We start from the raw sequence: 14,707 nt of genomic DNA, 5'->3' as shown, positions 1-14,707 counted from the left end.
TATGGGCAAAGCAATTGTTGTTGGCGGTGGAATTATTGGTTTAAGTTCAGCTTACTATCTTCAACAAAGCGGATGGGATGTAACCGTTTTGGATAAAGGCGATTTCTCAGATAACTGTTCGTATGGAAACGCAGGCTATGTTTGTCCGAGTCATTTTATACCATTAGCAACTCCCGGTATTGTAACCCAGGGTTTGAAATGGATGTGGAATTCAAAAAGCCCGTTTTATGTGGAGCCACGTTTGAATGCTGCATTGATTTCATGGGGGTTAAAGTTTATGAAAAGTGCAACGGTCAAACATGTTGAAGAATCAGCGGTGCCGCTTCGTGATATTGCGATTCTCAGTCAGCATTGTTATGAAACCTGGGCAAACATTCCTGATTTTGATTTTGCTTATGAAAAGAAAGGCTTATTGGAATATTTTCAAACAACAGAAAAAGAGGAACATTCTCATCACGCTGTTGAAGACGCAAAGAAGTTAGGTCTTGATGCAGTGATGTTATCTGCGGCAGAAGTACAGGCAATGGAGCCACAGGTGCAACTAAATATTCGGGGAGCGTTATATTTTAAATGTGATGCACATCTGTATCCGCAAAAGTTGATGAAAGGCTTGCTGACGATTTTAAAACAATCTGGTGTGCAGTTACTTTCAAACGCAGAGGTAACCGGTTTTGAAATGAATGGTCAGCAAATCAGGTCTGTAAAAACAAAACAACAACAGTATGATGCGGACTTGGTAGTGATTGCTACAGGTTCATGGTCGAGAGAAATTGCATCGATGGCTGGTTTAAATTTACCATTAATGCCTGGCCGTGGTTATTCGGTTACATTGGAAGATTCGCCATTTAAATTAAATTATCCAGCCGTGTTGCAGGAAGGTCGTGTAGCTATTACACCAATGGATGGAAATAAGATCCGCTTTGGCGGTACGATGGAGATCACATCAATCAATACTCCTCCACGCATGAAAAGGGTAGCAGGTATTCTGGATGCAGTGGAACGGTATTTACCAGAATTTAGAATACCGATGCCTGCTGAAAAGGATATTTGGTATGGCTACCGCCCTTGTTCAGCTGACGGAATGCCCTATATCGGTCGTGTAAAGAAGAATGTGATCATTGCAACCGGTCATGCAATGGTTGGATTGAGTTTAGGTGCTGGTACCGGTAAGCTGGTGGCCGAACTGGCCAATCAACAGTCAACAAGCGTTGATTTAAAACCTTATGATCCTCAACGATTTTCGTAATTTGCTGTTATCTCTCATTAACAACCAACAAAATGAAAAAGATATTCCTTTTTTCAATTGCTGTCATCTTATTTACTGTTGCATCAGCACAACATCAATTAGTAAAATTATGGTCAACCGATACACTTTTAAAAGTACCGGAATCTGTTTTGTTTGATGGAAAGAACAAAGTGTTGTATGTAGCTAATATCGATGGACAGCCTTGGGCGAATGATGGAAAAGGTTCGATTGGAAAAGTGGGGCTTGATGGAAAGATCATTGCAGTTGATTGGGTGAGTGGATTGCAGGCACCAAAAGGAATGGGGTTGTACAAAAATAAATTATACGTTGCTGATCTTACTGACTTGGTTGTGATCGACGTAACTACTGGAACTATAATTGAACGGATAGCAGTTGAAGGTGCCGGGGGTTTAAATGATGTATCGGCCGATGAAAATGGAACTGTTTATGTAACCGACTCACGTGCAAGACGTGTGTATGAAGTAAAAGACAGTAAGGCATCAATGCTGCTCGACAGTTCAAAACTAAAAGGGCCGAATGGCATTTTAAAACACAAGGGTAATTTATATGTGTTGGATGCCGGCAGTATGTATCGTATGGAAAAAGATGGGTCGCTTACGAAGCTGGCTGAAGGAATGGAAGGCGGTACAGATGGTATTGAAAACGTTGGCGGCGGGGATTTTCTTGTATCAACATGGGGAGGTGTGGTTTATTATGTTGCGGCCGATGGCAGCAAACAGGTATTACTGGATGGACGGGCAGACAAAATAAACTCAGCCGATATAGGTTATGATGCTGCGAAACGAATCGTATATATTCCTACTTTCTGGAAAAATTCAGTAGTAGCTTACGAGCTTCGATAAAGGATTGTGAAAACTTTTCAGGCGGTTGAATGCATCCGTTAGAATGTCGCTATTTTTACAAAACGTATGGACTGTACATCACAGCGGTTAAGTTACCGCAGCACGGCTGCTTTTTCGAACATTGTATTGGATTATTTAGATGATGCTGTTGCATTGAAGCCGTTCTATGTGCACAGGCCAACTGTGGATGGTATTAAACAGACGATTGCGGAGCGTAAATCGTTTTCAACCAATCGTAAAGTATTGGTCGATCATTTGAAAAACCAATACAGAAACGTTCCTTCATCAGCGTTAGTAAATCAGCATATCGAATTATTGTTGCAGGAAAACACATTCACAATCACTACTGCTCATCAACCCAATTTATTTACCGGTCCGCTTTATTTTATTTATAAGATCCTGCATGCAATAAAACTCGCTGACACATTAAAGCAGGAATTAACACAATATAATTTTGTACCGGTGTATTACATGGGTAGCGAAGATGCCGATTTTGAAGAGCTGAGTCATGCAACTGTGAACGGCGTAAAGTATCAGTGGGCAACAAAACAGAACGGTGCTTTTGGCCGCATGGTTGTTGATAAGAATATTACACAATTGATCCATGCCATCAGCGGACAATTATTGGTGCAGCCGCATGGGAAAGAAATCGTCGACGCATTGCTTGCAGCGTATAAAGAAAAGACAACCATCCAGGATGCAACATTTGCATTTGTTCATTTTCTGTTTGAGCGTTTTGGTTTGATCGTGATCAACGCTGATGCAAAAGAACTGAAGCAACAAATGATCCCTGTATTTGAAGAAGAGTTATTGCAACGTTCATCTTCTGCGATCGTTCATCAAACAACAGTTGCACTTGAGCAACATTACAAGGTACAGGCGGGAGGCAGAGAGATCAACTTATTTTATTTTGATGAAGACCTGCGTGAGAGGATAGAAGCAGAGGGAGATGGTTTTGCAGTTGCAAATACAACCATCAAGTTTACAAAAGATGAAATGCTGAAGGAGTTGAACGAACATCCGGAGCGTTTCAGTCCCAATGTAATTCTGCGTGGTTTATACCAGGATACCATTCTTCCCAACATCGCATTTATTGGCGGTGGAGGAGAACTGGCTTACTGGCTGGAGTTGAAGAATGTATTTTCACATCACAAAGTTCCTTTCCCTGTTTTGGTGTTACGTAATTCATTTTTAGTTACTGAACAGCAATGGATCGATAAAATTCAGAAGCTTGGTTTTACAGCAACTGATTTCTTTGCAAGTGAAGATGAATTGTTGAACAAATTTGTACACCGCATTACAACAAACCCCGTAAAACTAAATGGTAGTTTTTCTGAAGCGGAAGCGTTCTATGAACTGCTCAAACAAAAAGCCGCTGTTGTTGATTCTACATTAACGCAACACGTGGAAGCGTTAAAAACAAAAGCACTGTATCGGTTACAGGAACTAGAAAAAAAATTACTTCGTGCGGAGAAACGAAAATATGCTGATCAACAAAGGCAGATACAAACCATTAAACAGCAACTCTTCCCCGGCAAAAGTTTGCAGGAACGGAAAGAAAGTTTTCTCGGCCTTTATGCCAGGTGGGGAAGTGGGTTTATCGATGCTTTGTATCAACACTCGCTGTCGCTGGAACAGGAGTTTGTTGTTTTGACAAGCTGATATTATTTCTTCGCAAATGCTTTTACAGGATCAAACTGGAATCCCACACTGAAATAGTTACTACGATAATTTGTATTGGTGCTTCCTGCAAGCATCGACACATTCATTTGGGCCTGTATTCGAAACCAAGGTGCACTTTCAAATCCAAAACTGGTCATCAATGCAGGTTCAACAAAAAATAAACGTCTGTTTCCTATTTGCAGCAATTGATAATTCCCCAATTCGTTATTGTCGTAACTGGTTGAAATATCAGTATAGCCAATCGAAGTAAAACGTAACACCGGCGTTATCGTAAAATTATCGCCGGGGTGGAAACTAAAGGATGGTTGAAAATAAAACTTGTTGGTTTTACTGTTGTGAAATCCGTTCGGGCCACTGTTTGTAGCAACATTGTCAGAGATATCATTCTTACCAAAACCATAACCACCATATAATTCGAAAAATACTTTTTTATCTTTTGAAATTGGATAGAAAATACCTGCACCAAACTCAGCGGTGCTTCGGTTGTATTTCACAATTTCGGTGTTTGTTGTACCACCACCATTGGTTATGGTCAGCTCATCCTGACTGCGCAATGAGCCATTCCATGAAGCGGTTAATGCAAAGTGATCGGAAACAGCGTAGGCTCCCTGTAAACTGTAGCTGTTTTCAGTTCCTGTTAATGTGCTTGCAACGGAAGCGTTGATACGGGCCTCGTTTTTTTCTTTAAAGGCCGGTATGTTTTGTATGGTTGGAGAATACGCAAAGCGAAATAAAGTACATGAACTAATAAGCATGCTCAAAAGGAATGCAGAAACAAGGAGATGTAATTGTTGTTTCATTGGAAGTTATTATTTATGATAAGGAAATCGATCAGTCGAATTTGTTTTCCCAGCCATCCTGCTTCAGTTTTGCAACCTTCGCAATCACTTCATCATTCATGTTCGATTTATAGGCTGCAAGTTTTGCTGCAACAGTTTCTTCATAAGTGCCTATGATCTCTGCTGCAAGTATACCTGCATTCTTTGCAGCATTCAACGCAACAGTTGCAACAGGCACACCATTCGGCATTTGTAAAATGGAAAGAACAGAATCCCATCCGTCAATTGAGTTGCTCGATTTCACCGGTACACCAATTACCGGTAAAGTAGTAACACTGGCAACCATACCAGGTAAATGAGCAGCACCACCTGCGCCTGCAATAATTACTTTCAATCCTCTTCCCTTGGCAGTTTGGGCATACTCCATCATACGTAACGGAGTACGATGAGCTGATACAACTGTTAATTCATAATCGATCCCAAATTCTTTCAGAATATCAGCTGCGGGTTGCATAACAGGGAGATCACTGTCGCTGCCCATGATAATGCCGATGATTGGAGTTGCCATAAATTGATTTGTTGCAAAGAAACAAAACTAAAGGCAGTAAAAAAAGAAAGCCGCTGATGGGATTATCAGCGGCTCACTGTCTGACGCCCTTGTCTGACAGAATATTTTTTGAAATCGTCAGACGTGGGCGTCAGACGAAGATTGTACTATAACTTACTCAAATCCCCCGCTAACAACTTCATTTCCGCTTCGGCCAATTTTGCCATATAGAGTGAATTGATGTAACGGGTTTGTCCGTTGATATAATCGATCTGAACCTGACGTAGTTCAAGCGATGTAATGGCCAGTTTGCGAAAACGTTCTGTAGCGATCACATTATTTTCTTCAATTAACGCCAATGTATTTTTTTCCAGCGTCACTAAATTAATTGCGTTCTGGAAATTATAGTATGCATTCAAGATACTGGTGTTCACCTGGTTCTTTAATTGATCAATTACAATCTGTTGATTCTTGATGCCGATTTCTGCAACCTGTTCCTGGCGTTTGATATTTCCTCCCTGGAAGATCGGGATGGCTATTCCAACGTTGCCGCTTGGCCCAAGATTACGGTTGAATAAAGTAAAACCTGCATCATTTCTGCTTTGTGCAAGATTGAAATTTCCATTGAGTGTAACAGAAGGTAAACGCTGCGAAAGAATTTCCCGTTTCTGTTGTACCAATACAGTCAAATTGCTTTGTGCCAACAACAGATCGTAGTTATCAGTTTGTGCTTTCTGTAAAAGCGAAGCATAACTTACGGTTGCATCAGGTTCAATAATGTCAGTTACTTCAAAAGCAGTATCCGGTTTACGTCCCAACAGGTTGTTGAAATTTGCTTTCGCAACACGGATGTTATTTTCTACTGCCAGTAAACTTCCTTTTTGTTGATTGAGATCAACTTCTGCTTGCAGAAAATCTGTTTTGGGTGCAGTACCAATGGTGAAGCGACTTTCAGCGATCAACCGGCGTTCTTCAAAAAATTTGATCGTTGCCTGTAATGCTTTGCGTTGTTGATTGAGTTGTACAATCTGGTAATACGAACCAATGATGTTATACACCGTTGTATTGATCTGACTGCGAAAACTCAGCTCCCCAATTTTTTCAAGTTCTTCTAAACGACGTTTGCTGGCAAACATCCGCATGCCATCAAAAATTCGCCAGCTTACTGCTAAGCCCGCATTCTGATTTCGAAGAATAGCGCCATTTCGTTTGATCACTGTTCCGTTAGTGAGACGTTGTTCAAGATTGTTTGAAGCAATACCAAGCGTGCTGTTCAATGAAACATTTGGCAATGCACCGGCTGTTCCCCAATTATTGTTGATGATGCCGATCTCCTGCTCATTCTTTACAATTTCAACATCAAAGTTTTTTTCGACGGCAATGCGAATGGCCTCATCAACAGTGAGCCTTGTTGTTACCTGCGCAAACGCCACTATATTAATCAGACAGCTTAGCGATAGCAGCTTCAGTTTCTTCTTCATGCACTTTGATTTTTTTTGATGACAGGTACGAATACATGGCAGGAATTACAAATAATGTTAAAAGCAGAGAGAACATAATTCCACCAACAATTACTATACCTAACGGAATGCGGCTTGTAGATGCAGCGCCCAGTGATAATGCTAATGGCAACGCACCAAGCGCCATTGCCAGACTTGTCATGAGAATTGGACGTAATCGCATAGTGGCTGCTTCAATAACCGCAGGTTTCTTTAACATGCCTGCGTGTTTTTTCTGATTGGCAAATTCAACAATCAAAATACCATTTTTAGTTACAAGTCCAATTAACATGATCATCCCTATTTGTGAGAAGATATTAATTGTTTGATCGAACAACCACAATGAAAACAACGCACCGGCAATAGCTAATGGTACCGTAAACATAATAACCAGCGGATCAATAAAGCTTTCAAACTGTGCAGCTAATACAAGAAAAATTAATATTAAAGCAAGGCCTAAGGCAAAAAATGTATTGCCACTACTTTCTGCAAAATCTCTTGAGTTGCCCGACAGTGCTGTATTAAACGATTCATCGAGCAATTTATCTGCAATAGCTTCCATTTCTTTTATACCATCGCCAATCGTTTTGCCTGGTGCTAAACCTGCACTAATAGTTGCTGATTTGTATCGGTTAAAATGGTAAAGTGTTGGTGGCGTGGTTTCTTCTTCGAAGCTTACAAATTGATCAACAGAGATCATTTGCCCGGAAGCATTACGAACAAAAAGATTTTTAAGGTCAGTAGGGTCATCACGGTCGCTACGGTATACCTGACCAATTACCTGATACTGCTTACCATCTTTAATAAAGTAGCCAAGTCTTCTGTTACTGAGCGATAACTGCATTAATTCTGAAATATCTGTTACACTTACGCCTAATTCACTTGCACGCAAGCGATCAATATTTAAACGTAATTCAGGTTTATTAAATTTAAGATCGATATCAACACTGGAGAAAACAGGATTTTTTTGTGCTTCTTCAAGAAATTGGGGCAATACACTTTTTAGTTTTTCGAAATTGTTGTTTTGTACCACAAATGAAACGGGTAAACCACCCCGGCGGTTTACTGAAATGGTTTGTTCCTGAATGGCAAACGCTCTTCCTTCGTTATACTTTGGTAGATTTCGGTTGATAAGATCAACGATCTGTTGTTGCGAACGCTGCCGCTGATCGGGATCAACGAGCATTGAGCGAACAAAGCCGCTGTTGGCCGACCCTGTTCCCGTAAACCCAGGCGCTGTCATAGAAATGAGTACTCTGTTTTCCGGTACGCTATCTAATACAAGTTGGTTTAGTTTATCAATATATGCATCCATTGCATCAAAACTTGTTCCTTCGGGCGCACTTACTTGCAAACGAAACTGGCTACGGTCTTCCATTGGTGCAAGTTCACTTTGCAGGGAATTGCCAATTAGCCAGATAGTACCAAAGCAACCAAGAATTAAAAGTATGGCAACCCATCTTACACGCATGAAACCTATCAATAACTTATGATAACCACGTTCCATCCCTGTAAAAAACGGTTCAGTTACACGATAGAACCATCCGTGTCTTGTGCCACCTTTTCGGGTAAGATAAACATTGAGTACGGGTGTTAAAGTAAGCGATACAAATGCAGAAATCAATACGGCACCTGCTACCACAATCCCAAACTCACGGAACAATCTTCCCACAAAGCCTTCTAAGAAAATGATGGGTAGAAATACAACCGCCAGCGTGATCGATGTTGCAATAACCGCAAAATAAATTTCTTTGGAACCTTCACGGGCAGCTTTGTATTTATCCATGCCCTGTTCCATTTTCTTAAAAATATTTTCTGTTACCACAATACCATCATCTACCACTAATCCTGTTGCCAATACGATCGCAAGCAGTGTGAGTACATTAATGGTAAAGCCACTGAGATACATAATAAAGAATGCACCAATCAGTGAAACAGGAATATCAATTAACGGACGTATTGCAACGATCCAATCACGAAAGAAGAGAAAGATAATGAGCACCACCAACGCAAATGAGAGAACAAGTGTTTCTTCTACTTCAGCAATAGATTTCCGTACAAATCTCGTTTGATCCATTGCTATGTCAAGCGTTATATCAGAGGGTACTTCTTTTTTTATTTGTTCGTAACGTTTATAAAATTCATCAGCAATGGCAACATAGTTGCTGCCTGGTTGCGGTACAATGGCCAATGCGATCATAGGTGTACCGCTTTCTTTCATACCACTCTCTTCATTCTCCGGTCCCAACACGGCTTGGCCAACATCTTTCAATTTAATATCACGCCCTTCAATATTTGCAACAATGAGATTATTGAAATCTTCTTCCGTAGTTAAACGGCCAAAGGTGCGTACCGTTAACTCCATGGTGTTCCCGGTTATTTTACCGGATGGTAATTCCAGGTTTTCACGTTGCAGTGCACTTTGTACATCTCTTGCAGTTAAGTTATAGGCCAATAGTTTTTCAGGTTCAAACCAAACACGCATAGCGTATCTTTTTTCACCCCATATATTTACTGTACTAACACCAGGGATCGTTTGAATACGCTCAAGCAAACTGTTGGTTGCGTATTCTGTTACCTGTAGTTGATTACGGCCCTCACTTTGCACCGTCATGGAGATAATGGGATCACTACTGGCATCTGCTTTTGTAACTACTGGCGGGGCATCAAGATCTGCAGGAAGTGAGCGAACTGTTTGTGATACTTTATCACGCACATCATTTGCAGCTTCTTCTAAATTAAAACCTAATTCAAACTCAACATTGATGTTGCTGTTTCCCTGGCTGCTGCTGCTGGTAATATTTTTTACACCTGCAATACCGTTAATCGATTTTTCCAACGGCTCAGTAATTTGTGATTCAATTACATCAGCATTTGCGCCGGGGTATGATGTACGAACGCTGATATTGGGGGGATCGATTGCGGGATAGTCACGAATTCCCAGGAAACGAAACCCGATAACACCAAATAAGACAATCATGATGTTCATCACAATTGCTAACACCGGTCGCTTCAAACTCAGTTCGGAAATAGTCATACTTTATTTTTGAACTTTAGAGAGTTTAACTTTTGCATCGGGTTTTAAACCGAGTAAACCTGTTGTAATTATAGTATCGCCGGGAATAACACCGCCGATGATCTCTACATTGGCAGAATCACGAATGCCGGTTTGCACATCTACAAATTTTGCAACACCGTCTCTGTATAAGATCAGTTTTTTACCTCTTGCCTGTGGCAAAATGGCTTGTGATGGAACAAGGATCGCATTATCGTTTTTCGCAAAATCCATATCCACTTTTGCAAACGAACCAGGCACGAGCGATGCATCATTCTGTTGTACCATGCAACGCACATTCAATCCACGTGTGGTTTCGCTTACAGTAGATTCGGATGCATATACCCGGGCCAGAAATTTTCGTGTACTTCCTTCAACCGAAAAGCTGATGGATTGTCCCATGCGTATTTTGGATGTATATTTTTCGGGAACACTGAACTGCAACTTCATTTGACTCAACTGGCGAAGATTGGTGATGATGGTTGCCGGTGTAATATAAGCACCTATTGAAATATTTCTGAATCCGATCTTTCCGCTGAAGGGTGCACGAATTTCCGTTTTTACAATGTTTGTACGTAACAGTTCAATATCTGCTTTAATATTACTCACCTGCAGAAAACTGAGATCGTAATCCTGTTGACTAATACCACTGATCTTTAATAATTCTTTGTTTCGCTCTTCTGTTTTTTCAGCGATCTGCAACTGAACCTCTAATTTTTTCAACTGCGCCTGCAAGTCGCCATCAAACAATTTTACCAAGAGAGCGCCTTTATTAACATAGGCACCTTCGTTAATGGAATGTGAAACTACACGGCCACTTACTTCAGCTTGTATTTGGGTTTCTTCCATCGGTAAAAGAGAACCGGGTAGTTGAATAGGTTCGCTTACCGGTCCGGTTTTAACGATATAGCCCACCACTGTCATTGTATTTTGCGGTCGGGCTCCTCCTTGTGCAGATGCGGATTGTTTCTTTTCGTCTTTACAGCTTGAGACCAGCAATAATGTGGCACCAGCAATGATTGTAACTATTCTCATGTTTATATAGATGTGCTAAAGGTAACGATAGAACAATTTTTACGCCCGTTAGTTGGATGAGTGGTAAAAACAATGGCTGGCCATTCTGTTTTCAGATAAATGGAGGTCGTAAATACCGGAGTATTTGTGTGAATTAACGGGTCTTCACTTTCAATAAATGCTTTATACGGTTGGCTTTGTAGGTAAGTTCGCTCCTGTCTTTTCCAATAACAGTTACATGTCCCATTTTACGACCAGGCTTTGTTTGCGCTTTGCCATAGATATGCACGAATGCATGTTCCATTTTCAATACATCCTCAAGACCTTCGTAATAGGCAGGGCCGCTGTGACCTTCTTCTCCCACAATATTTAAAATAACAGACGGATAGGTAGCATCGGTACAGCCTAATGGATAGCCCATCATGATACGCCACAGCATATCAAATTGCGATGAATAATTTCCTTCTATGCTATGATGTCCGCTGTTATGAACACGGGGTGCAGTTTCATTCACCAGCACATCTCCATTTTTATCTACAAACAATTCAACTGCAAATAACCCCGGCGATTCAAGGTTACGAACAACAGCCATAGCAATGGCTTCTACTTTCCAGAATATTTTGTCTGGAAGCTCGGCTGGTGAAACCTGGTAATCGAGTAAATTCAGATTTTGATCAAAGATCATTTCGGCCGGAGGGTACATGGTTATATCACCATCTTGTCCAACTGCCACGATCATGGCAATTTCTTTTTGGATCGACACCAGTTTTTCCAACACCGAAGGCGCATCAAATCCACGCTCCAGGTCAGCAGCAGTTTTTAAGATCTCAACACCACGACCATCATAACCACCCATTCCTACTTTATGAGCGGCCGGTAAAAAAGAAACCAATGCATTCAGTTCTTCTTTGTTTTCGGTGATCACAAATTCCGATGTTGGTATTTGGTGATGCTGATAGAATTTTTTCTGTTCGATCTTATTTTTAATGATGCGTAATGCAGCCGGCTTCGGAAAAACTTTCACACCTTCCGCTTCCAGCTTTTCCAGTGCATCCACGTTAACACTTTCTATTTCAATTGTAATTGCATCCAAACTTTTTCCAAAGTTGTACACTGTTTCAAAATCTTTGATATCGCCTTTGGTAAAATGATGGCACAGGTGAGCCGATGGGCATTGCTCATCGTTCTCCAATACAAATGTTTCAACCGGATAATTTGCTGCTGCCTGTAATAACATGCGGCCGAGCTGACCACCACCGAGGATACCTACTTTTTGCATGGCGCAAAGATAATTGCTGAGAAGCTTTCAGTCAGAAGTTGCCGGTTTTATTTAATTTTACCCAATGCACCCCGATTATGCCAACAAACGCTTCAACGATAAACGCAGCAATTACTGTTTGCTGATGGAAGTGTTGGCAATTGATTCCAACTGATTGTTTGAGAAAAGGTTCGTTCTCCCTGAACCGTCAATTTTTATTCCTGAATTGAAAAAACAAAGATCATGTCAACAATCACTGTTAACAAACAACAAGCTGTGCAAAAAGATTTTCTTCCCTTACATGGAACTGATTATGTAGAATTTTATGTGGGTAACGCCAAACAGGCAGCTCATTATTATATTACTGCTTTTGGTTTTCAACCACTGGCGTACGCCGGTCCGGAAACAGGTATGAAAGACAGAACGAGTTATGTAGTTCGTCAGAATAAACTCACCCTGATGCTGACAACGCCATTACGTTCGGGTAACGACATAGCAGACCATATTTATAAACATGGCGATGGAGTAAAAGCATTGGCGTTGAAAGTAGAGGATGCTGCATCGGCTTTGGAAGAAACCACCAAACGGGGTGCAAAAAAATACAAAGACCTTACAACACTTACGGATGATGATGGTGAAGTTGTCATCAGCGGTATCCATACCTATGGCGATACCGTTCATTTATTTATTGAAAGGAAAAACTACAATGGAATATTTATGCCGGGCTTCCGTGCATGGAGTAACCCTTATTTTAAAACAGCAGAAACAGGTCTGCAATATGTGGATCATTGTGTGGGGAATGTTGGATGGAACCAAATGAACCCCTGGGTGAAATTTTATGAAGAAGTGATGGGCTTTCGCAATATTCTCAGCTTCGATGACAATGATATTTCCACTGAATATTCAGCGTTGATGAGTAAGGTGATGAGTAACGGCAATGGCTATGTGAAATTTCCTATTAACGAACCGGCCGAAGGAAAGAAAAAATCACAGGTAGAAGAATATCTTGATTATTACGATGGCGAAGGTGTGCAGCATGTGGCCATGGCTACCAATAATATTGTAGAAACAGTTACAGCTTTACGCAGCAGGGGAGTGGAATTTCTGCAGGTACCCACTACGTATTATGATGATCTGCTTGATCGGGTTGGTCATATTGATGAAGATCTGCAACCATTAAAGGAACTCGGTATCCTTGTTGACAGGGATGATGAGGGATATTTACTCCAGATTTTTACGAAGCCAGTTGAAGACAGGCCCACCTTGTTTTTCGAAATCATTCAACGCAAAGGTGCGCAGAGTTTTGGCAAGGGAAATTTCAAAGCCTTGTTCGAAGCAATTGAGCGTGAACAGGAAGCCAGAGGAAATTTGTAACAATACGGGGCAGTTGTACTGCCCTTTTTTGAATCAGCTTTTTTGGCGTCGTATATTATACAAGATCGCAGGTAAAAAGCACAGACAATCGTTCGTGTAAACTCGGGGTATTAATTTATGTGTTATTTCACTTAATTTTATGCACATTTTGAAATATTTTTGTTGGCAAGCCGTTCAATAAAATCCAGTATGCTCAATAAAAGACTTTTAGTCAAACTTTTATTTTTCCTTCTTCCGGTCATGTCCGTTAAGGCACAGTATGCACTGGAAGGTTCAGTTTCTTCTTCCGGAAAAAATCTTCGCTTTACAAATATGTTCGCAAAGGTGGAAGACTCTTTAAAAAAGGAGTTGAAGGAAAAAGGATTTCAATGGCCTGCCAAATACATGTACGTACGAGCATTCAAACATGAAAAGCAATTAGAGGTTTGGTTAAAAAATGATTGGGCAGAAACATTCCAGTTGTTTAAAGTCTATAAAGTGTGTGCTACCTCCGGCACATACGGTCCAAAACGAAAAGAAGGCGACAAACAAATACCCGAAGGGTTTTATTACATCAATGAGTTTAAACCCAACAGTAATTATCATCTGGCACTTGGTTTAAATTATCCCAACGCATCTGATGCAATTCTCAGCGATCATAATAAACCAGGCGGCGATATTTATATTCATGGTAACTGTGTTACTATTGGATGCTTGCCACTTACTGATTCATTGATCGAACAGGTGTATTACCTGGCTTCGGTAGTAAAAGATCAGGGACAGGATTTTATTCCGGTACATATTTATCCTGTGCGTTACGAAAGTAAAAAAGCAATGGATCAACTTGTTTCCAAAACAAAAAATAAACAAGGAGTACAGGAGTTTGCATCGCAGATCAGAGATGCATACGAATATTTTGAAGATACCCATCAACTTCCAACAGTATTGATTGCAAGAGATGGCAGTTATGTTGTAGCCACCAATCCCGAAACACCGAAGGTGAAACGGATAAAAATTGTTGAAACAAATAATGTATCAAATCCATATGCCGCATGGGCATTGGAGGAGAAAGTAGATGTGGTTCCTTTTTACAAAGAAGGAAATGCAGCCTTGCAGAAATGGTTATACAATTTGAGCCAGTCGTTAGTGCCTATGTTGAATGGCAATGCTTCGATGTCGATACAGGTAGAATTTATTGTTGATAAAAACGGTAATACTGCATTGGCCAATGTAATTCGTGGCGGTCATACAGAATTAAATAAGCTGGTGAAACAAAAATTCGAAAAAGAATTGAAATGGCAACCTGCAACGAAAGATGGGGAAGCCGTGAATACAAAACTGATACAGAATCTGAATATCTCTGCTCCCGAAGATTTGTAGTATCTTTCAAACGCAAACCACAACCCAAAC

Annotated in this window: 11 protein-coding genes; 5 read left to right on the top strand and 6 right to left on the bottom strand. The window is 40.7% G+C overall.

The annotated features are described in order from the left end of the window. The first annotated feature begins 1 nt into the window (after position 1). The 3 genes from WG989_RS00600 (at position 2) to bshC (ending at position 3,771) form a co-directional block, all read left to right on the top strand. Positions 2-1,246 (top strand): NAD(P)/FAD-dependent oxidoreductase, encoded by a 1,245-nt coding sequence (locus tag WG989_RS00600; protein WP_340426580.1) that lies wholly within the window; start codon positions 2-4, stop codon positions 1,244-1,246. Between the two features lie 32 nt (positions 1,247-1,278). Beyond that, positions 1,279-2,109: an ATP/GTP-binding protein gene (locus WG989_RS00595; protein WP_340426579.1), complete on the top strand. Its 831-nt coding sequence runs from the start codon at positions 1,279-1,281 to the stop codon at positions 2,107-2,109. A gap of 66 nt (positions 2,110-2,175) precedes the next feature. Further along, entirely contained in the window at positions 2,176-3,771 is a 1,596-nt protein-coding gene (gene bshC, locus WG989_RS00590) for a bacillithiol biosynthesis cysteine-adding enzyme BshC (protein ID WP_340426578.1), read from the top strand. Positions 3,772-3,773: 2 nt separating this feature from the next. Here bshC and WG989_RS00585 read toward each other — a convergent pair whose 3' ends face one another. From WG989_RS00585 to WG989_RS00560, 6 genes are all read right to left on the bottom strand, one after another. Beyond that, positions 3,774-4,592: a hypothetical protein gene (locus WG989_RS00585; RefSeq protein ID WP_340426577.1), complete on the bottom strand. Its 819-nt coding sequence runs from the start codon at positions 4,590-4,592 to the stop codon at positions 3,774-3,776. Between the two features lie 31 nt (positions 4,593-4,623). Then, positions 4,624-5,139, bottom strand: a complete 516-nt coding sequence (gene purE / locus WG989_RS00580) for a 5-(carboxyamino)imidazole ribonucleotide mutase (RefSeq protein WP_340426575.1) — start codon at positions 5,137-5,139, stop codon at positions 4,624-4,626. 146 nt (positions 5,140-5,285) lie between these two features. Beyond that, positions 5,286-6,599, bottom strand: coding sequence for a TolC family protein (locus tag WG989_RS00575; RefSeq protein WP_340426574.1), 1,314 nt, complete (start codon positions 6,597-6,599; stop codon positions 5,286-5,288). Beyond that, positions 6,556-9,654: an efflux RND transporter permease subunit gene (locus WG989_RS00570; RefSeq protein WP_340426573.1), complete on the bottom strand. Its 3,099-nt coding sequence runs from the start codon at positions 9,652-9,654 to the stop codon at positions 6,556-6,558. The genes WG989_RS00575 and WG989_RS00570 overlap by 44 nt, the downstream gene beginning before the upstream one ends. Before the next feature lie 3 nt (positions 9,655-9,657). Further along, positions 9,658-10,707 (bottom strand): efflux RND transporter periplasmic adaptor subunit, encoded by a 1,050-nt coding sequence (locus WG989_RS00565; RefSeq protein WP_340426572.1) that lies wholly within the window; start codon positions 10,705-10,707, stop codon positions 9,658-9,660. A gap of 133 nt (positions 10,708-10,840) precedes the next feature. Next, positions 10,841-11,965 carry a 5-(carboxyamino)imidazole ribonucleotide synthase gene (locus tag WG989_RS00560; RefSeq protein ID WP_340426571.1) on the bottom strand — a complete coding sequence of 375 codons (1,125 nt, stop codon included), beginning with the start codon at positions 11,963-11,965 and terminating at the stop codon, positions 10,841-10,843. Between the two features lie 222 nt (positions 11,966-12,187). On the opposite strand from WG989_RS00560, the gene hppD reads away from it, so the two are divergent. Both hppD and WG989_RS00550 read left to right on the top strand, forming a co-directional pair. Then, positions 12,188-13,318 (top strand): 4-hydroxyphenylpyruvate dioxygenase, encoded by a 1,131-nt coding sequence (gene hppD / locus WG989_RS00555; protein WP_340426570.1) that lies wholly within the window; start codon positions 12,188-12,190, stop codon positions 13,316-13,318. A 240-nt stretch (positions 13,319-13,558) separates the two neighbouring features. Then, complete coding sequence (locus WG989_RS00550; RefSeq protein ID WP_340426568.1) at positions 13,559-14,677, top strand: L,D-transpeptidase family protein; 1,119 nt, start codon at positions 13,559-13,561, stop codon at positions 14,675-14,677. Positions 14,678-14,707: the final 30 nt, after the last annotated feature.

Origin of the sequence: Lacibacter sp. H407, from assembly GCF_037892605.1 — a bacterium.
In the GTDB taxonomy this organism is placed as follows: Bacteria; Bacteroidota; Bacteroidia; order Chitinophagales; family Chitinophagaceae; genus Lacibacter.
The sequence above is the reverse complement of the archived record's forward strand: the minus strand, read 5'-3'. Positions and strand labels throughout refer to the sequence as shown.

Bases quoted from the DNA above. Each gene is read 5' to 3' on its own strand.
- WG989_RS00600 (WP_340426580.1), top strand. From the start codon at position 2: ATGGGCAAAGCAATTGTTGTTGGCGGTGGAATTATTGGTTTAAGTTCA.
- WG989_RS00595 (WP_340426579.1), top strand. From the start codon at position 1,279: ATGAAAAAGATATTCCTTTTTTCAATTGCTGTCATCTTATTTACTGTT.
- bshC (WP_340426578.1), top strand. From the start codon at position 2,176: ATGGACTGTACATCACAGCGGTTAAGTTACCGCAGCACGGCTGCTTTT.
- WG989_RS00585 (WP_340426577.1), bottom strand. From the start codon at position 4,592: ATGAAACAACAATTACATCTCCTTGTTTCTGCATTCCTTTTGAGCATG.
- purE (WP_340426575.1), bottom strand. From the start codon at position 5,139: ATGGCAACTCCAATCATCGGCATTATCATGGGCAGCGACAGTGATCTC.
- WG989_RS00575 (WP_340426574.1), bottom strand. From the start codon at position 6,599: ATGAAGAAGAAACTGAAGCTGCTATCGCTAAGCTGTCTGATTAATATA.
- WG989_RS00570 (WP_340426573.1), bottom strand. From the start codon at position 9,654: ATGACTATTTCCGAACTGAGTTTGAAGCGACCGGTGTTAGCAATTGTG.
- WG989_RS00565 (WP_340426572.1), bottom strand. From the start codon at position 10,707: ATGAGAATAGTTACAATCATTGCTGGTGCCACATTATTGCTGGTCTCA.
- WG989_RS00560 (WP_340426571.1), bottom strand. From the start codon at position 11,965: ATGCAAAAAGTAGGTATCCTCGGTGGTGGTCAGCTCGGCCGCATGTTA.
- hppD (WP_340426570.1), top strand. From the start codon at position 12,188: ATGTCAACAATCACTGTTAACAAACAACAAGCTGTGCAAAAAGATTTT.
- WG989_RS00550 (WP_340426568.1), top strand. From the start codon at position 13,559: ATGTCCGTTAAGGCACAGTATGCACTGGAAGGTTCAGTTTCTTCTTCC.